22 protein-coding genes and 3 pseudogenes are annotated in these 20,197 nt (G+C 30.9%); 21 read left to right on the forward strand and 4 right to left on the reverse strand.

The features are described from left to right. Nucleotides 1–50 precede the first annotated feature (50 nt). The 11 genes and pseudogenes from JJC03_RS03545 to JJC03_RS03585 all read left to right on the forward strand — a co-directional run bounded on the left by JJC03_RS03545 (nt 51) and on the right by JJC03_RS03585 (nt 8,564). A complete protein-coding gene (locus JJC03_RS03545; protein WP_235873996.1) occupies nt 51–476 on the forward strand; it encodes a hypothetical protein in 426 nt (141 codons plus the stop codon). Nucleotides 477–660: 184 nt separating this feature from the next. Next, entirely contained in the window at nt 661–1,068 is a 408-nt protein-coding gene (locus JJC03_RS03550; protein ID WP_235873997.1) for a hypothetical protein, read from the forward strand. Between the two features lie 132 nt (nt 1,069–1,200). Then, nucleotides 1,201–1,920: a type IV pilin protein gene (locus JJC03_RS17315; RefSeq protein WP_258932149.1), complete on the forward strand. Its 720-nt coding sequence runs from the start codon at nt 1,201–1,203 to the stop codon at nt 1,918–1,920. A gap of 485 nt (nt 1,921–2,405) precedes the next feature. Then, nucleotides 2,406–3,815, forward strand: coding sequence for a GspE/PulE family protein (locus tag JJC03_RS03560; protein ID WP_088400588.1), 1,410 nt, complete (start codon nt 2,406–2,408; stop codon nt 3,813–3,815). A 6-nt stretch (nt 3,816–3,821) separates the two neighbouring features. Continuing rightward, on the forward strand, nt 3,822–4,205 hold the full coding sequence (locus JJC03_RS17320; RefSeq protein WP_258932151.1) for a hypothetical protein: 384 nt from the start codon (nt 3,822–3,824) through the stop codon (nt 4,203–4,205). A gap of 182 nt (nt 4,206–4,387) precedes the next feature. Further along, entirely contained in the window at nt 4,388–5,509 is a 1,122-nt protein-coding gene (locus tag JJC03_RS17325) for a type II secretion system protein GspD (RefSeq protein ID WP_258932153.1), read from the forward strand. 106 nt (nt 5,510–5,615) lie between these two features. Further along, a pseudogene (locus JJC03_RS17330) lies at nt 5,616–5,750 on the forward strand (secretin GspD/PilQ domain-containing protein); the annotation flags it as partial. 131 nt (nt 5,751–5,881) lie between these two features. Beyond that, nucleotides 5,882–6,904: a hypothetical protein gene (locus JJC03_RS03570; protein WP_235873998.1), complete on the forward strand. Its 1,023-nt coding sequence runs from the start codon at nt 5,882–5,884 to the stop codon at nt 6,902–6,904. 15 nt (nt 6,905–6,919) lie between these two features. Further along, complete coding sequence (locus JJC03_RS03575) at nt 6,920–7,441, forward strand: hypothetical protein (protein WP_088400582.1); 522 nt, start codon at nt 6,920–6,922, stop codon at nt 7,439–7,441. Continuing rightward, nucleotides 7,428–8,387 carry a fibronectin type III domain-containing protein gene (locus JJC03_RS03580; protein ID WP_088400580.1) on the forward strand — a complete coding sequence of 320 codons (960 nt, stop codon included), beginning with the start codon at nt 7,428–7,430 and terminating at the stop codon, nt 8,385–8,387. The genes JJC03_RS03575 and JJC03_RS03580 overlap by 14 nt, the downstream gene beginning before the upstream one ends. 3 nt (nt 8,388–8,390) lie before the next feature. Beyond that, a complete protein-coding gene (locus JJC03_RS03585; protein WP_235873999.1) occupies nt 8,391–8,564 on the forward strand; it encodes a hypothetical protein in 174 nt (57 codons plus the stop codon). Nucleotides 8,565–8,976: 412 nt separating this feature from the next. On the opposite strand, the gene JJC03_RS03590 is transcribed toward JJC03_RS03585, so the two are convergent. From JJC03_RS03590 to JJC03_RS03600, 3 genes are read right to left on the reverse strand one after another with little or no spacing between them, the layout of a single operon-like run. Further along, nucleotides 8,977–9,165 (reverse strand): hypothetical protein, encoded by a 189-nt coding sequence (locus JJC03_RS03590; protein WP_235874000.1) that lies wholly within the window; start codon nt 9,163–9,165, stop codon nt 8,977–8,979. Then, nucleotides 9,162–9,380, reverse strand: a complete 219-nt coding sequence (locus JJC03_RS03595) for a hypothetical protein (protein WP_235874001.1) — start codon at nt 9,378–9,380, stop codon at nt 9,162–9,164. The genes JJC03_RS03590 and JJC03_RS03595 overlap by 4 nt, the downstream gene beginning before the upstream one ends. Nucleotides 9,381–9,390: 10 nt before the next feature. Further along, nucleotides 9,391–10,017: a site-specific integrase gene (locus JJC03_RS03600; protein ID WP_235874002.1), complete on the reverse strand. Its 627-nt coding sequence runs from the start codon at nt 10,015–10,017 to the stop codon at nt 9,391–9,393. A gap of 185 nt (nt 10,018–10,202) precedes the next feature. Here JJC03_RS03600 and JJC03_RS03605 point away from each other — a divergent pair. From JJC03_RS03605 to JJC03_RS03615, 3 genes and pseudogenes are all read left to right on the forward strand, one after another. Continuing rightward, nucleotides 10,203–11,252: pseudogene (locus JJC03_RS03605) on the forward strand (RHS repeat-associated core domain-containing protein); the annotation flags it as partial. A gap of 2 nt (nt 11,253–11,254) precedes the next feature. After that, nucleotides 11,255–11,773 carry a hypothetical protein gene (locus tag JJC03_RS03610; RefSeq protein ID WP_088444179.1) on the forward strand — a complete coding sequence of 173 codons (519 nt, stop codon included), beginning with the start codon at nt 11,255–11,257 and terminating at the stop codon, nt 11,771–11,773. Between the two features lie 122 nt (nt 11,774–11,895). Further along, the gene (locus JJC03_RS03615) at nt 11,896–13,044 is read left to right on the forward strand and encodes an IS4 family transposase (protein WP_235874004.1); all 1,149 of its coding nucleotides are present in this window, start codon (nt 11,896–11,898) and stop codon (nt 13,042–13,044) included. A 114-nt stretch (nt 13,045–13,158) separates the two neighbouring features. Here JJC03_RS03615 and JJC03_RS03620 read toward each other — a convergent pair whose 3' ends face one another. Beyond that, a complete protein-coding gene (locus JJC03_RS03620; RefSeq protein ID WP_088400566.1) occupies nt 13,159–13,497 on the reverse strand; it encodes a helix-turn-helix domain-containing protein in 339 nt (112 codons plus the stop codon). A 151-nt stretch (nt 13,498–13,648) separates the two neighbouring features. Here JJC03_RS03620 and JJC03_RS03625 point away from each other — a divergent pair, with 151 nt between their 5' ends. The 7 genes and pseudogenes from JJC03_RS03625 (at nt 13,649) to JJC03_RS03655 (ending at nt 20,192) form a co-directional block, all read left to right on the forward strand. Then, complete coding sequence (locus tag JJC03_RS03625) at nt 13,649–14,086, forward strand: hypothetical protein (protein WP_235874005.1); 438 nt, start codon at nt 13,649–13,651, stop codon at nt 14,084–14,086. Between the two features lie 16 nt (nt 14,087–14,102). Then, complete coding sequence (locus JJC03_RS03630) at nt 14,103–15,233, forward strand: MTBMA_p00010-related P-loop-containing protein (protein WP_235874006.1); 1,131 nt, start codon at nt 14,103–14,105, stop codon at nt 15,231–15,233. Between the two features lie 18 nt (nt 15,234–15,251). Then, a complete protein-coding gene (locus tag JJC03_RS03635; protein ID WP_235874007.1) occupies nt 15,252–16,295 on the forward strand; it encodes a tyrosine-type recombinase/integrase in 1,044 nt (347 codons plus the stop codon). Then, a complete protein-coding gene (locus tag JJC03_RS03640) occupies nt 16,288–17,064 on the forward strand; it encodes a tyrosine-type recombinase/integrase (RefSeq protein WP_235874008.1) in 777 nt (258 codons plus the stop codon). Before JJC03_RS03635 ends, JJC03_RS03640 begins: the two co-directional genes overlap by 8 nt. 1,173 nt (nt 17,065–18,237) lie before the next feature. After that, nucleotides 18,238–19,161, forward strand: a pseudogene (locus JJC03_RS03645) (ParB N-terminal domain-containing protein); the annotation flags it as partial. A gap of 2 nt (nt 19,162–19,163) precedes the next feature. Next, on the forward strand, nt 19,164–19,592 hold the full coding sequence (locus JJC03_RS03650) for a DUF6896 domain-containing protein (protein ID WP_088400572.1): 429 nt from the start codon (nt 19,164–19,166) through the stop codon (nt 19,590–19,592). A gap of 264 nt (nt 19,593–19,856) precedes the next feature. Next, nucleotides 19,857–20,192: a hypothetical protein gene (locus JJC03_RS03655; RefSeq protein WP_235874009.1), complete on the forward strand. Its 336-nt coding sequence runs from the start codon at nt 19,857–19,859 to the stop codon at nt 20,190–20,192. Nucleotides 20,193–20,197: the final 5 nt, after the last annotated feature.

Below are 20,197 nucleotides of genomic sequence, written 5' to 3' on the forward strand. Positions count from 1 at the left end.
CTAGTCTTGATGTAAGGTATCCAAAAATAGCATTTGTAGGGAAATGGTATTTGGAAAGAAGTAACATAAACAAATTACAAGTAACTACTAATGGGGAATTAAATCTTGGATTGAAACCAATTATTGGAGCAGGTATTGTTATTGATATTATTGGTTGTGCTATTGCCGCTGCTTCCTATGGTTTAACAGGAAATCCTGCGGCAGCAAGATTAATTAATAAATTTAGACAAAGTTTAGATAAACTGGGAAGTTCAGTTACATTTACAGCCACATTCTATGGAGAATTAGAAGCTCTTAAAATAATAGACGGCACTATTAAAAATGATGGAAAAACAACTATAGGAGGCAAAATGGGAGTTACTATTTTGTTAGCTGTAGAGATTGGGGGAAATTCAACAAAAGTTCATCAAATACTATTATCGATTTTAAACCTGCCGCTAGATTACAGGGAGATTCATATTTTGGAGGCTATTTAATCCTAAACACAGATGATAAAGGTAGATTTTACACACAAAAAGTCCTTAAATTCTCAGGTGTAGTTATATCAGGGGAAATAGAGGGTGAAGTTGGTTGGTGGAAATCAAATTTTAAATTAGAAGAAAAAGTATTAGAAAGTTCAGAATATTATTTTGATAAAACATATTTTTAAATTAAAAAATTATGGAAAAATTTAAAAAACCATATTACCAATTAAGTATAAATTCATTCTGCCAAACAGAAATATATGTTAATGATGTTTTAGTTGACGATTGGAAAGGAGAACAAACAAAGGGTTCACAAAGAGGAAGCTCCTTGCCTCCTATTAATCATTTACTATTACAAAGTGGAAAATACACAGTTGTTGGAAAGATGTATCCTAAATATGGAGAAAAAAGATTAACAGAAGATAATTCATATTTGGGGATTGATTTTTATGTTTCAGAAATTGACAACATCAAGGCTACAAGAGTTCCTTTTCACCCAAAAATTGAATCTCCTTGGGACGGCTTAAGTGAAAACATAAATTATCCATATTTTGAAATAAAAACAGAAATTGAAGTGGAATTGCCGTTCATTTTAGAGGGTTAGCAAAATTCTATCGATTTAAGTAAAGTCGATAAACAGAATTTATTTAAAGAAGTTTTATTTTGCTATAGACAAATTCATATTTTACTTAAAGAGCATAATGCTTCAAGATTCTTAGAAATTTCAAAAGATAAAATGAAATTACAAGAACAAGCTTTTTATTTTAATCAAGACCGAAAAAACGATTTTCTTAATAGTGCGCTTAATTTATTTAATCAGAAACTAGAAGTAGAACCACTGATAGAGAGTGAACTAAAACTTGAAATAATGGGGTATGGAAAATTAGTTAGACTAATAAAAAAAGATGGTTCTCAACCACTTCAATTTAAAAGTCCAAATACAAAGGAACAAAGTAATATTGAATTGGATTTAATATTTCATACCAATATCAAAACAATTCTTATTTTTGCGCCGATTCTCACATATAATTATGAAAAAAAAGCTTTTAATATAGTAAAGAAAGGTATGATACAAGCCTATTCTTTAACAGAAATACTTATTGTATTATGTATAATTGGTATATTGCTGTTAATGGTATTACCCAATCAAACTTCTGTTATTAGTCAAGCCAAGTCAATTGAAGCTCAAGCTATGCTAAATCAAATATACGGACTGGAAAAAAGTTACTTCTACCGTTATTCAAAATATTCAGGTAATTTACAAGAATTAGGTTTTGAACAAGAAAAAACTATAGATGAAGGGGGACAAGCTATATATCGAGTTGAAATTATAGAATCATCACCTGAATCATTTACAGCTAGAGCTACGGCCGTTTCTGACATGGATGGAGATGGTACTTTTAACACTTGGGAAATTAACCATAGTAAAACTTTAACTGAATTAACAAAAGAATAAGTGAGTGTCATTTTATTTCTAAGTATAATTTTTGTGCTCTTCCTTATTTTTATACAGGATTGGAAGTATAGGCATATCCATATTTTACTCCCCATCTTTTTATATGGTTTAAGTTTTGTATTAATTCCCTTAAATAAAAGTATAAAATTCACAATATCTTTAACTAATAGTCTATATTTTTTTCTAGTTTTCTTACTACTTTTTTCTTACATGAGTGTAAAAAATAAAGCAATTCAAAATCCATTTATACACTATTTCGGACTAGGTGATTTTCTTTATTTTTTCTCAACAAGCTTACTATTTGATCAAAAGAATTTTATTTTTTATTTTATAGGTTCTATGATTTTTTCTATTTTACTAAAATTTCTTGTATTAGAAAAAAGTAATAACAAACAAATCCCATTAGCTGGTTTTTCGGCTATTCTCTTAATAGTTATTCTACTAACAGATTTCTTTTTTAATTATTCTAAATTGTCACTTATACAATGAGGCAAACCATTATAACAAATAGCGAAGCCCTATTAGCTATTTCTACCGACATGGCTAATCATTACAGAATCATCCCCAAAAGAGTAGAAGAAGGATTATTAGAATTATATATAGACTCAAAAACCAAACTAAAAGGAGAATTAATTGAAGAACTAGAACTTCTTACAGGTAAGACAATCCAGATAATTGAAACCAACACAGAAGAGATAGAAATAGCTCTTTCTTCTTATTATCGTAAAGAAAGAGTAAATCAAAGAAAAAAATCACTTGATGTAGAAAAAAATGATTTCTTAGAATCGCTACTAGAAGAAGCAAAATCATTAAAAAGTAGTGATATTCATTTTGAAGTTTATGAAGATACTGCTAGAATTAGATTTCGTATTGATGGTAACTTAATCGAACGATACAAAGTAGAAAAAAACAATTATCTCGAATTAGTTAATAAGATAAAAATCAAAGCTAAATTAAATATAACAGAAAAAAGGTTACCACAAGATGGTCGGATTACTAATGATTCTTTTGATATACGTGTATCAATACTTCCTACTTTATTTGGAGAAAAAATAGTAATGCGTCTTTTAGGGCAAGACGCTTCAAATATAGATATCGCTACATTAGGATTTGAAGAAGAAGAATTAAAAAATTATTTAGAAGCAGTAAAAAAACCAAATGGAATTATTTTAATAAGTGGTCCTACAGGATCAGGAAAAACGACCACTCTTTATGCTTCATTAAAATTACTTAATGATACACATAGAAATATAGTAACAGTAGAAGATCCTATTGAATACACTCTAAAAGGTATTAACCAAGTACAGCTCAAAGAGGATATTGGCTTAACTTTTGCTTCTGCTCTCAAATCCTTTTTAAGACAGGACCCAGATGTTATTATGCTAGGAGAAATTAGAGATTCTGAAACTGCCTTAATGGCCATAAGAGCATCGTTAACAGGACATCTTGTTTTATCTACTATACATACTAACTCAGCCATTGGTACTATATCTAGACTTGTAGATATGGGAGTACCAGCTTATCTTATTTCTGAAACTTTAAATCTATCTGTTGCTCAACGACTTGTACGAAAACTCTGCAATATTTGCAAAACCGAAATAAAAGTAAATCTTGATGACTTTCCAGTAGATTACGAATTTCCTTTTCCAATAGAAAGCTACTACAAACCCGTAGGATGCAACCAATGTTATCACACAGGTTACAAAGGAAGACGAGCTATATACGAAGTAATACCAATAGATTTTACTCTTTCTAAAGCCATCAAAAACAATAACATCAATGATTTTTTCAGTAAAGATAAAAAACATAAATCTTTAGCAGGCAAAGCTTTTCAAGTTTTAGCCGATGGTGAAACTTCATTAGATGAAATTTATTCAATTTTAATATCGATTTAATTCAAAATGATTAAAAAAGTTACCTACTTAATTATAGGTTTATTATTTGCTAATTTATCATTAGCTCAACAAGACATCAATTTTTTGAGTAATAAATTTGAAGAACTTTCTAAACAAAAGAAAGGAATAAATGAAACTTTGAAAATAGATGTTTCTGGACTTGCGTTAAGCGATTTTATTACAGCTATAGCGCAAGAACATCAATTAAATGTAGATGTTGATCAAGACTTAAATCAACCCATCGTCAATAATTTTTATGATGTTACAGTAAAAGATGTTTTCTTACATTTAGTACAAAAATTTGACCTTGAAGTTGGTTTTTTAAACAATATTATTACCTTCAAAAAACGAAAAGAATTAAAAGTAGTTGAAAAAAACTACCTAAACTAATTGATGTTTCCTATAATGCTGAAAACGATTTTTTATCTGTAAAATTAGAAAATGATTCACTACCCGCTGTAACTAAAGCCATTATAGACAAATCAGGAAAAAACATTGTTCTAGCTCCTGATACTAAAAATCTAAAAATTTCATCCTACATACTGAATCGCCCATTCGATCAGGTTATAGAAATGATAGCTAAATCAAATGATTTAATTAGCACTAAAGATGAAAATGGTTTTTATTATGTAGAAAAAAATAAAGAGCAACATACAAATAATCTTAATTCAACAGGAAGCTATTCGAATATACAAAATAGAACAAAACAGATTAAGGCTAATAGAGGTGTACCTGGATATTATGATGTGTCACTTGACAAAACAGGTTTTTTAAATATTAATGCTGAAACTGCTGATGCTAATGATTTACTAACTGAAGCAGCTGAAAAGTTACATATTAACTATTTTATGTATAACAAACCTGAAAATGAGAAAGCAACCCTTGTTGCGGAACACATTTCTTTTGACCAATTATTGAACCATCTTTTTAAAGGGAAGAAATATACCTATAAAAAACAAGACAATCTTTACCTTATTGGAGAACAAATAACAGAAGGACTAAGAGCTACTGAAATTATCCAACTAGAAAACCGTTCAATAGAATTAGTACAACAATCACTTCCCAGAATCTTTTCTGAAAAACTTGAAATAAAAGAATTCCTTGAACTCAATAGTCTTATTGTATCAGGTTCTAAAAATGCCATTGAAGAACTCCGTATTTATTTAAAACAAATAGACAAAATAGTTCCCATGGTTCAAATAGAAGTCATAATAGCTCAATATAATAAAGGTTATGACATACAAACAGGATTTAAAGCAGGCTTACTTGCAAAAGGACAAACTCCTCCTATAACATCTGGAAACTTATACCCTACAACAGATATGAGTCTAAACAGTACTTCTATAAATAGTTTAATAGAAGCCTTTAATGGATTTGGTCTATTTAAAATAGGGAAAGTAACACAGAATTTTTATTCTAACTTAAAACTACTTGAAAACAATTCAATCGTACGTATTGAATCTACTCCTAAAATAGCGACTATAAGTGGTCATGAAGCAAAACTAGCAATAGGCGAAACTAGTTACTATTTTGAACAAAATAATCGTTTAATAAACAACAACATAGGCAATGATATTTTACAATCAGGCACTTGGAAATCTACTGATGCTAATTTAAGCGTTTCAATAAAACCTTTTGTTTCTACTGACGAAAACGTAACGCTAACAGTAGCTGTTGAAAAAAGTTCTTTTTAGGACGAGCAGGTGAAAACGCACCTCCAGGCAAAGCTACTCAGAAATTTGAATCTTTAGTTCGTATTAAAAATGGGGAAATGATACTTTTGGGAGGCTTAGACGAACTAAAAAAGAAAATTCAGGTTCTGGCGTACCTTTAATTTCTAGAATTCCTATTCTAAAATGGCTCTTTAGTAGTAGAAAAAAAGCTAAAACTGACTCTAAATTACACATTTTTATTAAACCAACAGTGGTCTACTAATGCTACAATATTTATCTAAAATAATAACATTCAATAAACTTAACATCATTGGTATTTTACGTCAGGATAAAAAGGAGTCATGGCTTCTTTTATCTTTACATAAAAAAAGGAGTAAAATTAATATACTCTCCATGAGAAAGTTTGATTCTTTAGACAAACTATTGAATACTATTGATACTAAAACTCCTATTTTATTAACTATAGATGGAAAAGGTGTATTACATAAAAAAATAGACACAAATAATTACGAAGATCTAAATTGGCTAAAAACAGTAGATCAAAACTCTATTTATCATACTACTTATAACAATCACGAAAATCAATTTATTGGTTTTTGTCGAAATAATCTGGTAGACGAATACTTAGAACTATTTAAAGAAAAGAATTATGAAGTACTTGATTTATACATAGGAAACTTTTTAGGTGCTCTGCTCAAAGATTTTATTTCATCAAAAGAATTTAGTTCTGGTGATTTAAAACTCGAGTGGGAAGAACAACAATTAATACATTTTGAAAAAACTGAAAAAAATAGCTTAATAAAAATAGGAACAGACGAAATTCAACATACTCATATCCCGTTATATGCTGCTGGACTTCATTTTTATTTACAACATGAAACTATTCAAAAAACACAACACAAAAAAATTAATATAGAAGAAATCATTTACAAACAAGCCTTTAACAAATTAGGAATTATCATGCTTGTTAGTGTTTTTTTATTATTACTTATCAGTTATTCACTAATACAATACTACGGAGCTAAAAATACAGACCTCAATTTACAAAACCTCTACTCTAATCAATCTTATAAAAAACTACAAGAATTAGATAAAAAAAGAAAACAACAATTAATAATACTAAATGAATCTGGTTTAACATCTAATACTTATATCAGTCATTTAACACATGACATATTTTGTACAGTACCGAATAATATTAAACTAAATGAGCTTAGTTATTTTCCAATAGATAAAGAAATAAAACCCGAAAAAAAAATTCTTTTAACCCCTAAAACAATCTTTATAAAAGGACAAACCCAAGATGAATTTCACTTTAATAATTGGCTGAATGAAATACGAAAACTTAATTGGATCAAAAAATTTGAGATCATAAGTTTAAAAAAAGACAAAAAAACATTTCCCATTTTGAAATAAAGATCGTACTCTAAAATGTTTAATCAATATAACTATAAACAAAAATTCAGCGCACTCATCGTTGTATTTTTCTTACTACTGATAACCGCTTACAAACGTTCATTCAGTCAACTAATTGCTTCATATAAAGAATACAACTTATTAATTAATAAAAAAGAAGAATTTACAAAAAAGTCACTTCAACTCAATAAAATAAAAGAAGATGTATCTACATTAGATCAAATATTGGGTAAAGGAGGATTACCAAAAGAACAAATTCAACAAGAAATTATACAATTTATTGCACAAAATCATCCCGATGTAACTATTGACCACATACAACCTATTCATCATTTTCAAGATGAAAGTTTTGATATTGTCACTCACATTATTGATTTAACAGCTAATACTAATCAACTTTTAAATACGATTTATAACTTTGAAAAACAATTTGAAACCTCTAAAATAATCAGTTTACAATTTTATACCACCGTAAAAAATGATCAAGAAGAAAAACTACATTTAAAATTAATATTTCAAAATTATGAAGGCATTTAACATATACATTACTTTATTATTTATCTTCACTTTTTTTTCTTGTGAGGATATATTAGAGAAAGATTTATCAAACGAATCTCTAATTACAATCTATCCAAAAGAAGGTGAAAGAATTGAAAGTAATGTTATAAATTTTCAATGGGAAAAACTAAAAGGTGTTGAAAACTATCACCTACAAGTTTTCAACAATAAAGATCTCCTTATAAAAGACACTATTACTAAAAAAAGCAATCTAAATATATCACTACCAGAAGGTCTTTATAAATGGAAAATGAGAGGAGAAAATTTAGCTTATTATTCTCAATTCACAAATCTTACTAGTTTTAAAATTAGTCTTTCTAATGATTTAAGCAAACAACAAATTGTTTTATTAAGTCCTACAAATGAATTTTATACTAATAGTAAAACATTCAATTTGAGTTGGCAAACACTTAATGCTATCAGTTCCTATACTTTACAAATAATAAATATAACAAATGCTAACAATATTGTACTTGAACAAACTGGTATTAGTAATAATACATTTGCAATGAACTCATCTATACTTGAAAAAGATGGAAAATATGAATGGAAAATTAAAGGGCTCAACTCTTTTAGCGAAACTCCTTTTTCTAACAGATTTTTTTATGTCGACACCACAATCCCTAATCAACCTCAAAATGTATTACCTACTAACAATAGTAAATATAACATTAATACTAACATTTCCTTTTCTTGGAGTATAGAACCTGATTCTGGCATCATTAAGTCTACTATAGAAAGTTTTAATATTGATTTTTCTACAGACAATAGTTTTAATACGATATTACAAACTTCTACTACAACTGCTAATAACTTCCAACGATCTTTCAATACACCTGGTGACTACTATTGGCGTGTTAGAGCAAAAGATAAAGCAGGAAATATTAGCATTTATAGCAATACATACAAATTAACGATAAACTAACTTATGGGAAAAAAGAAAATTAATATCCTTCTTCTACTTACAGTGTTAGGACTATGGGGAACTGTAGCTTATAAATACATTGGACATTTCTTTCATGAAAATACACAATTAGACTTATCTGAAAATCTAGCTAATATAACTTTACCTAAAACTATAAAAAAGATCCTTTTGTATTAAGTACTCTTACTTCAGATCCATTTCTAAAAAAAAATATTTCACCCACACCTGGTCCTGATGTAATTACAGAACCAATAATACCCCTCCCTAATATCCCAAAAATAATCAATAAACCAAAACCAGTACTAAAACCAGTAAAAACAGAAACACCTTTTCCAGAGGTTAAATACTATGGTTTTATTAAATCAAAAGAAAAAGCTGAAGAATTAATTTTATTAAAAATAAACAATCAATTATATAAAACACGAACTAATGCCGATTGCCAAGGAGTCAGCATTATCAAAATTTATCGTGATTCAATAGAAGTACGTTTTGAAAAAAGAAAAGCCGTAATCTATAAAAATAGATAATCTAGAATGAACAGATTCTAACTATGACTGCTCTTAAAAAGAGAATAGTATTGTTGTACTACCTAATAGTTTTCTAATTTTTGATGCACTTTTTCTATCTCTCTATCCAGATAAACCTGTGCATAATGTACATATCGATGAAAAGAGGCACTATTATGGCTATGTCCACTAATTTTACGAACCAATAATTCAGGCATACCTAAAATAAGCATCGTAGTAATAGCTGTTCTACGCATCATATGCGAACTCATATTATCACAAAATCGTTCCTTCCCTTTTTAGCGGGTACTTTTTTAGCTTTCCCTTGTTTTTCCCTTGATATTTCTACGTTAGCAGTCCAACCCGCCATCTCACCAATACGCTTAAGAGAACGATTAAAATTGCTTAACCATTTTTCACCAAATACTGGCAAATTGGCTTTAGTAGGTGTATATTTTAAATAAATAGCAGAAGCATAAGTTGGCAACTTAATAAAACTATACGTTTTTTTTTTTTTGCGATTTAAGTTTTAAGTACCACTCATCATTTGTTTTTTCAAAATTTTTACTCGTTAGCGCAAACATATCCGAAAAACGCAAACCCGTAGTACAGCCAAATACAAATATATCTTTAAGTTTGAGTTGACTAGCTGTCAACTGCTTTTCAAACTCCTTATCGTGAATTAAAAACTTAAGTTGTTCAGGACTTAAAACTAAAATATCTACCTGCTCTTTTCTGACATAAAACTTCTTATGAAAATCACCTGTATAAATATCTTTTTCCTCCTTTAACCAATTAAAAAAAACACGAATGATTTTTATATTATTCCCTACATAATTATCATAACATCCTTTTTTATACATAAACTCTGTGAAGTTAGTATAAAACTTTTTCCAATAATTTTTTTCCGATTTCAACTCCCTTGCATTCATTTTTAAAATACTACAAATCCTCAACTCAAAAGAGTTTTCAGTGCTAAATTGAACAAGGTTTTGTAGTACCCAACGATAGCTCTCCACCGACGAAGCTTTAATTCGCTCACCGTTTTTCTTTAAACGTTTACCATTTTCAGAATCGCGAATAAATTGTTTAAAAAGAGGAATTAATTCTTGAGTTTTTTTCATATAGTTAATACAAAAATATTTCTTATATTTGAATAAAATATGTTCTTATTTTAACATCAAATTTTATGCAAAAATACAGCGAAAAAATGTCATTTTTTACCCAATATGGTAATATTTACATTTTTTAAAAATGTGTAAGCTCTTTATTTCAAAAGGATTTAAAAAGAAATGATTACTATCCTTTTGGTTCGCTCGTGCCTAACCGCCACGGATACAGTAAAGACTACCGTTACGGATTCCAAGGACAAGAAAAAGATGACCAAATTAAAGGGGAAGGGAATTCTTTAAATTATACTTTTAGAATGCACGACCCAAGGGTGGGAAGGTTTTTTGCTGTTGATCCACTTACAGCCAAATATCCTCATAATTCACCTTATGCTTTTAGTGAGAATAGAGTAATGGACGGCATTGAGTTAGAGGGGCTAGAGTATTTATCTACTACAAATCCTAATATTTCTTCAACAAGTGTTACTAAAAATGATGATGGTACGTCTAATTTAGATTTAGGAAATGGAATAGTTAAAAATAATGTTTCTACAGTAAACATTGCTGGGGCTGATTATTACGATTTGGATTCACATCTGTTTTATGGTTCAAATGGATGGAGCGAAACAGGTAATAGGTCAGAACAGCAAACAGATGAAACCAAATGGGGAATAAGTCTTATTAATTTCTATAAAAACTTACCTATTCAATCTCCTGATAAAGAAATGCCTTACTCAGCAAGTACAAATGAAGAAACGAGAGCTTTAGTAAAAAACACATACAATACATCCGATGAAATACTAAATCCAGGAGGAGTTTGCTATGCCTCTACTGCATATAGAATCAATAGTGCTTATAAAAAATTAAAAGGAAAAGACGCTATAAATCTTAAGATGGGTACACCTGATTTTAGTGTTATGTCTACAAATTCTGGTAAAAATCTTGGTTTTGGTGTTGCCGCTCCACTCATAAATAAAGGTTTAGCTACTAAAGTTACAAGTGAAGATATTTGGAATGGTACTTTACAAATTGGAGCTCCTCTGCAATTATGGTTTAGACCAGACGCTTTTGAAAACAGCTTTAGAGGTGCAGGTCATAGTATTATATTTACAGGCTACGATTATGATTCTTTAGGTAATATTCAAGGTCTATTTTATTTAGATGGGCACGGTTTTGATGGAACAAATGGAGGTTCTAATTATATTCCTGCAGGATCAAATGTAGTTGGGGGTAATTTAATAGATAAATAAAAATGAAGTTTTATTTAATAATTTTGACTTTTACTTTTCAGTTTTTAGGAGCTCAAACACTTGATTATGTTATTTTTAAAAAAACGAAAATAATAGAAAAAACAATTTTAGTAGAAGATTTTAATAATCTTTTTAGAGTTAAAAATGACACTATGATTTTTGTTAAAAATGTTAAAGTCATATCAATAAAATTTGAAAGTAAATATGAAAATGAAAAAATTAGATATGCTTGGGAAATGCCAACGACTATAATTACAATAAAATATAACTATGAAAATGAAGCTAATATTGATTTTGAGAATATTGTAAATATAACAAAGCATCCCAGAGGGGCTATTCTTTATTTTGTAAAATCAGGCTTTTTTGCAACATTGAATAAGTCTAATAAAGAAATTACATTAATAAAATTAAATGAACCAAAAGGGATAATAGATAAAATTGAGAAATTTTACAAAAAAAACATTCAAAAATTTGATTCAATAATGAAATTTTATGGAGGTCAGAACTTAATCAAGATATAAAAAAATATCGTAATAACCCGTAGTCGCGGGAATGTCATAAAGTGAGTCTTAGCGTAAACGTTAGTGCGATTTTGCAAACATAAGTGTTCGAAACCTTAAATTTTATAATTTTACAAGAAACTATGCAAGTTTCGGAAGTGTTAAATTATATTCCAAAAGAGGAATTAGAAAGATTATCATTAAAGTACAAGGTTGATTACCAAGTTAAAAAGCTCAATGGGCAAACGATGTTTCAACTTTTACTTTTTTCAATGCTAAATGTAAAAAATAATAGCCTGAGGGTTATGGAGGAATTTTATCATTCATTAGCATTTAAAAGTATTGCAAACAATAGTTTTGACGGAGTAAAATACAATTCGATAAGAGACCGATTAGTTACTATAAATCCGTGTTATTTCGAAGCAATTTTCAAAAGTTGCTTGAAACAATTTCAAAATAAATATCTTAATAAAAAGCACAACATCATTGCTTTCGACTCTACTTTAGTCAGTATTTCTTCTAAATTATTTGAAGAAGGAATGCAGATTAACAAACAAGGAGATAAAAGATTTGTGAAATTTAGTATGGCTTTTTCGAATGTTCCTATACACTCAAAGATATTTACAGAACAAGCTTTCGTTTCTGAAGATTTTGCTTTAAAAGATTTGATAAATGAATGTCCCCTAAGTCCAGAAAATATATTGGTCTTTGACCGCGGACTTCAGGCAAGAAGTGCATTTGAAAGTTTTAATAACCAGAATTTTATTTTTGTTACTCGTCTTAATAATTATACTCGATTTGATATAGTTGAGGAATTTAAAATAGTTCAAAACGAAACAGAAAGATTATATATTGAAAGAGATTTGAAGATCATATTGTTTGATAAACGAAATAAAAAAACAACTTCATTTTTAAGGTTAATCATTGCAAGAGAAAAGGAAAGTAATGAAATATTCTATTTTTTAAGTAATAGTAATGACCTGACTTCTAAAGAGATTGTCGATATTTACAAAAAGCGATGGGAGATTGAAGTGTTTTTTAAATTTATCAAACAGAATTTGAATTTTAGTCATTTAATGTCTAGAAATACAAACGGGATTAGAGTTGTAATGTATATGACATTAATTACAGCAATACTTTTGACTGTTTATAAAAAACTAAACAATCTAAAAGGGTACAAAATACCAAAACTAAAATTTGCTAACGAGTTAGAAGTATTAATCATCAAAGATATTGTGGAAAAATGCGGTGGAAACCCAAATCAAGTTGAGGATATTTTCAAACCAAAATAGGGTTTCGAACACTTATGAATTGCATTCTGTGCCCACAACAGTAGGACACACAGTATGTTAAATAAAATAAAAGGATATAAGAACACGCTTACGGGCGTGTTTTTTTGTGGGTTGTTATGAGGAGTAAGCTTTTTTAGTTTTATGGTCACGAATTAAAGCATCTACCACAGAGTATATTTTTTCTTTTTCAGCTTGAGGTAATTTTTGAATTTCTTTGATTCTTTTTACTGCTTCATTATCTAAAACTTCTTCTTTATCTTCTTCTCCTGCTAAATAATCCAAAGAAACACCTAAAACATCAGCTATACGTTTTGCATACTCAACTGATGGTATAGCATCACCACGTTCGTATTTAGAAATTGCATCTCTAGAAATACCAGTTGCATCAGCAAGTGCAATCTGTGAAAGGTTTTTAGCTTTTTTTAATTGTGTTATTTTTTCGCCAAACTTCATAATATGTAATAAAATAAGGGGTTAATCGTATTATGTTCTGCAAAAGTAATCATTTATTGTAATAAAAAAATAAAATAATACTTGACTGATTGTATAATATTACCTAATATTGCTGAAAATATTACGCAGATAATAAATAATTATACAAAATATGTCAAATCTCAACACATCTAATCCCAACCACTACATTTTTGAAACCAAACACTTAAAAATATCCATATTAGGCGGTATCAGGTTTAACAATTTAGAAGCCTTGCGAGTAACACTCGGAATCCAAAAACTAAAGTCAGAACAAGTTTTAAGACAAAACATCGATTTATACAATGATACAAGCATTGAGAAACTCACTAGAAAAGTAGCCGAACGATTAGAAATAGGCACAACAATCGTAAGAAGAGATTTAGAAGCATTAACCAATGAACTGGAAACTTACCGATTACAAGAAGTTGAACAACAAGGCAAACAATACCAAAAGCAAGTAAAAGTATTAACTGAAAAAGAAATCAAAGAAGCAAAGGAATTTTTAGCACAAGAAAATTTATTAGCAAAAACCAATGAGCTTATAGGAATATCGGGGGGTAATTGGTGAGGAACTAAATCGTTTAATGATGTACTTAATTTTTACCAGTAGAAAAACCAATAATCCGTTACAATGTATATCACTGGGGAGTTCGGGAGCAGGAAAAACCCATTTGCAAAGCAAAGTATCAGAGCTGATACCCGAGGAAGACAAAATAGAAATGACGGTTTTAAGTCCCAATGCGTTTTATTATTTTAATCGTACCGAATTATGTCATAAGCTCATTTTAATAGAAGATTTAGACGGAGCAGAAAGCGTACTCTATCCACTTCGTGAACTACAATCTAAAAAGAAAATCACAAAAACAGTAGTCCACAAAGACCAAAAAGGCACTACTAAAACAATGCACTTAACTGTGGAAGGTCCTGTATGCGTTAGCGGATGCACCACACAGGAAAGCATCTACGAAGATAATAGTAACCGAAGTTTTTTATTATACATTGATGAAAGCCACGAGCAGGATAATAAAATTATGACCTATCAGCGGAGAGCCTCCGCAGGCGATATAAACCAAGAAGAAGAACTAAAAGCTAAAATACTACTTCAAAACTGTCAACGATTATTAAAAACGATAACAGTAAGAAATCCTTACGCAATGTATCTCGCTCTGCCCGTGGCAGTGTTTAAACCACGAAGAACCAACGCCCATTATTTACAATTTATAGAAGCTATCACTTTTTACAAACAATACCAAAAGTTCCATCATATCGACACAGCAACAGGCGAAGAATATATAGAAACCAGCATAGAAGACATACAAGAAGCCAACGAACTGATAAAAGAAGTATTGCTTAGAAAAAGCGACAGTTTGAGCGGAGCGTGTAGAAATCACCTTGAAAATCTAAAAGAATACCTTAAAAAACAAAATCAAACCCAGTTTACCAATAGTGAAATCAGAAGAAATTTAAGAGTAAAAGAAACCACACTCAGAAGATATAACAATCAACTATTATTAGAAAACTACATCAAGAAAGTACAAAACAAAACTACAAAAGCCTATGCCTATGAAATCAGTAATCCCGAAGAATACCAAGACCTTAAGCGATTAATAAACAACGCTTTAAATGATTGTCTGCATCGACTCGATGCCGCCACAACGCCTACAACTAACCACCCCAAAGTGGCGAGAACAAAACCAACAAAATCAGCAAGTTAAACCTAAAAAATTATCAGGATGCAAAAAACAGTATATACCCCTATAAAAAATGAAAGTTATAAAGCTATAGTACAGGATTTTGAAAACTGGTTAGACATACTCGGTTATAGCGATAGCACTATAAAAAACTTACCCAGTCACCTACGAGAGTTTTTACATTACTTGGAAAACGAAAATATCAATCAAATTAGTTTAATTAATGTTCAGATTATAAAAGACTACTACAGCCATCTAAAAACAAGAGAGAGTCAAGTAAGAGAAGGCGGATTATCTAAAGCGTACTTAAACAAACACATACAAGCACTATTTAAGTTCAACGATTACCTAAAAGAACACAACGCCAAAGCCTTACCCATACATTTAAAAAGAGAAGAATACAGTCAAAGAGATAGTTTACAAATACTTACCCAAGAAGAAATCAAACTATTATTTAAAGCAACAGAATACAGTAATGAACAGGAAAGAATACGCAAGCGAGATAAAGTAATTTTAGTGTTATTGTATAGTTGCGGACTTAGAAGAAACGAAGTTATTAATCTAAAAATTAAGGACATCTTGTTTGACAAAGAACGAATTTTTGTAAAGAAAGGGAAAAACTATAAAGAACGCTATGTACCCATAAACCAGTACAATTTAAAAATTATAGAAGAATACATTTACGATTATAGACCAGCATTTTACAACTACAAACAAACAGAATATCTATTAATTAACTATCGAGGCAAACCATTACAAGGGCAAAGTTTATCCAACAGATTAAACGAAATAGCAACTACTACACAAGATAAAAGCATTATAAAAAAGCAAATAACGCCACATATACTACGCCACTCAATAGCAACGCATTTACTCGAAAAAGGAGCCAACATCGAAACTATCAGTCAATTTTTAGGACATAGCAGTTTAGAAAGCACACAAATTTATACTCACTTATTAGAAGATAAATCAAAAGAAAAAGGCAATGAACAACTTCACACATTACTTAGAGAAAAACAGCTACAGCACCAAGAGTTTTCCAGTATTCCAAAGGGCTATCGCTCGCCTAGATATATGGATGAATAATTTTGGAACTACTAAAGAAAGCATAGATTACAAAACATTCTTAAAATACATCGAACAGCTTAAAAAAACAGGAATAAAAACCAACACTTTACAAAGCTACATTGGGAACTTAAAAATATACTTCAACTACTTACAAGAAGAAAATTACAGAGTAGATAATCCAATAGAAACAATCAACATCAAAGGAAAAGTAAAAACAGTACTAGGACATTTATTAACAGCAGACGAGTTAGAGGATTTATATTATAGTTACGAAACTACAGCCAATGATCTAGCCAGAAAACGAAACAAAATTATTATAGGATTATTGGTTTATCAAGGTTTACACACCAAGGAATTACAACACTTAAAAGAAGAACACGTAGAACTTTACAAAGGCAAAATACACATTCCACAAACCACAAAAACCAACGCAAGAACATTAGAATTAAAACCGTGGCAACTAATGGAATTTATGGAGTATATACAACAAATAAGACCACAGATTGTACCTAAACACGAAGAAAATTTATTTACAAGTAATTATGGTAACACTAACATCAGCAATGTTTTAAAAAAGTTAAGTGATGAATTAAAGCTAATCAATTACAATTATCAAAATGCAATCCAAATCAGAAATAGTGTGATAGTAAACTGGCTTAAAATCCACAACTTAAGAAAAACCCAATATCTTGCAGGACATCGTTACATCAGCTCAACAGAAAGGTATCAGCAAGACAACTTGGAAGAACTTCACGAAATGATAAACACTTTTCATCCAATCAAATAATCTTCCAAAGAAAAGCAATCAAGCGGTCTCCCTCCGGTCGTTCTCTTTGTTCCGCTCGGCTGTTCCAGTCGTTCAGTTTGCTTCGTACCTCGCAATGACTGCTCTCCGTTGCACAGTCCACAAGCAAACCAGTATATAAAACCACTCTGATTGCTTCGTGCCTCGCAAGAGCCGTTTTATATACTGGTTCGCTTGTCCTCGTCTTCACACGTTCACTTCCTGCGCTCGTCGGGGCTACTACATCTGCAAGACCGCTCCCCACGCACCATCCAACGCCAAGCCGTCTTTGCATCTGTCGCCCCTTGTTAATATGGCGGTTGCTCCCTGTACTCTCAGTACGCCCTGCAAGGTGTAGCGAAGCTACGCCGAAATAGATTTGCTCCACTGCGTTACGCTTCAGGGCTATGCTTTCAGCACACTGCGCCACATTGCTCCTCGTCGTTCCTCCTCGTCCGCATCCCGTGTCGCAGGCTTCGGTACATTGCCACAACACCGCCACTTCGCTCCTCGGTAAGTAAAAAGGCTTTTTTATACCACTAATCGCCTAACGCCTTTTTTACTTCCCTGCGGTGCTTGGGGGTGTTAATGTAGAACCGCAAAACTGCTCCGCAAGCTCCGCAGGGCTCATTTTTAAAGAAGATTGCCTTTTAATGTGTATCGTTCCATAAGAGAATTAACCGAATGGCAATCTTCTTTAAAAATCGAGCTACGGTTGACTAAAGAACCTGCCGACTACAGGCAAACACTCGAAGACTGTTTTGTACTTGCCTTGTTTAACCGATGATAAAAACGATTTATATTTTAGCCGAGGATGTCTCGTAGATGTCCCGAGGATAAGCCCACGATAAGCCCACGATAAGCCCACTTGAGCCCACTTGAGCCCACTTGAGCCCACTTGAGCCCACTTTTTCTTATGGATGTAAAAAGGATATATGCAAGATGTTTTATAGCAGAAAGCACTCATAAATACCAATATCACGCATTTATAGGTGATATGAGCCACAAATAACTTTTTTACACTAAAGAATACAACTAACACTAAAAAGACTTATTTTTGAGCAGTAATGCAGATGAAAAGGAGACGTTCTTAAAAAAATTGAACTGAAGTTCAGGAAAAAGTATACCTAAACTAACGAACACCCAGCAAAAAAACGCAGTAGTTTTGACCCTTTTGGTTCACTCGTTCCTAATAGGCACGGATACAGTAAAGACTACCGTTACGGATTCCAAGGACAAGAAAAAGATGACCAAATTAAAGGGGAAGGAAACTCGCTCAACTATACCTTTAGAATGCACGACCCTAGGGTGGGAAGGTTTTTTGCAACGGATCCTCTTGAAGTAATATATCCGTGGAACTCTCCATATGCATTTAGTGAAAACAGGGTAATTGATATGGTTGAATTAGAAGGTTTAGAATCTTCACCTACGAAAGATAAGCAACAGAATAAAACTGGATTTGAGTCAGGTAAAGGGTCTAATGAAAAACCTATTATATTAGCTGAAGTAGTAATTGAAACTACACGAACTAAAAAGGAATCTAAAAGAGATCTAAAAAAAGACTTTGTTGATTTTAAACCTAAAAAGCCTTTATTTGACAAACCTATAACATCTAGATATTCAGATGATTATTGGTGGAATAAATTAGACATTACTAGACTAAGAATCGCAGAAAAAGACGGTCGTGAATATGAAGTAAATGATGATGGTTATGCAGTAAGATTTGTTAGATTTAAAGCAACGGGTGGTGCTGGAGGTCTAGAATTTATTGGTGGTGGTGGACTTATTAAATTTACTCAATATTCTAGTAAAACATTACAAACATTGGTAAGTACTGAGCAAATTGCAGGTAAAGCAGCTCAAAGTTCGGAACGTATTGCTGCCTTAGTAGAGAGATTAAAATCAAAAAATATTTTTGATGCTGTAGAGTCAATTGAGGTCTTCGTTTATAAAGGTAAAAGATATATACTAGATGGGCATCATAGAGTTGAAGCTGCTAAAATAGCCCAAAAATCTTTGGATGCTATAGAATATGGTTTAGAAGAAGCCTACAAAAGATTTCCAGATAAAGTTCAACAGATATTAGATGGTATGTTTTAAATATGAAAGAGATATTAGATGATTATGTTCAAATGATTAGAGATTTTGAGCAAAAACTAATGGCTAAATATCAGCTTAGGATTAATCCTTGGCGTAAGGCTGGAGTCTTATTTGATAAAATTGGTTTTATTAATGAGTACAGTTATTATTATCATGGTTCAGGGTGTACTTTAAAAAAAGATAACATATTATGTGAATATGATGTTACACTTTTAACAAGAAATGAAATTAAATTTTCTTTATGGAAATTTTTTCAGTTTGTAAATTCTCATCCTATACATAAAAAGAAATGTTATGATATGGAGTATGTATCAAAAGAACTCTCTTTACTTGTAGAAAAAAAATTTTTGTCATTGGAGGAAATAGGTGGTAAAAAGACAGGGATTTATCAATTATCAGATGATGCAGAAATAACACAAAGTAATTCTTAACAACCAAGATCCTGATGGTAAAGATCCTATTACCGCAATTTTTGAAGGGGTTGTTGCTTTTGGAGTTGAAGTTGGTCTTGATTTTATGACAAATCTTGTAAAAGGAGACGATGCGACAACTGCTTTCAAGAAAGTTAATTGGAAAGGAGCTACTTATGAAGGGGTTAATCAACCGCAGTCTCGGTTTTTTTGCCATCTGGGACACAAACTGCTGCTAGACTTGCAAGAATCGGAAGATCTACAATAGGTAAGATGACCGCTAGTATGATTAAAAATACAACTAGTGAAATTATGAAGAATGTAGTTTCAGGAAAATATGATGATGATGATGGGAATTTTAGCTTTGCAAAAATGAAAGAAGATTATGGAAATGTTCTTTTAAGTTCAGCAATATCAACACTATATGAGTTTGGACTTGGTGATAGAGCCGGTGATTTAATGAAAGATTTGGCAAAGTCGAATAAAAAACTCGCTGAGCAGTCAAAAAAATTCATTAACAAAGTGAAAAATGGTGAAAGTGCAGAAAGAATTGCAAAATATTCTAAAAAAGTGGATAAGACAGCTAAAGAATCCGTGAATATTGCAAAAAAAAGCGGTTAAAGCAA

The sequence above is a fragment of the Flavobacterium oreochromis genome, assembly GCF_019565455.1.
Lineage (GTDB): Bacteria > Bacteroidota > Bacteroidia > Flavobacteriales > Flavobacteriaceae > Flavobacterium > Flavobacterium oreochromis.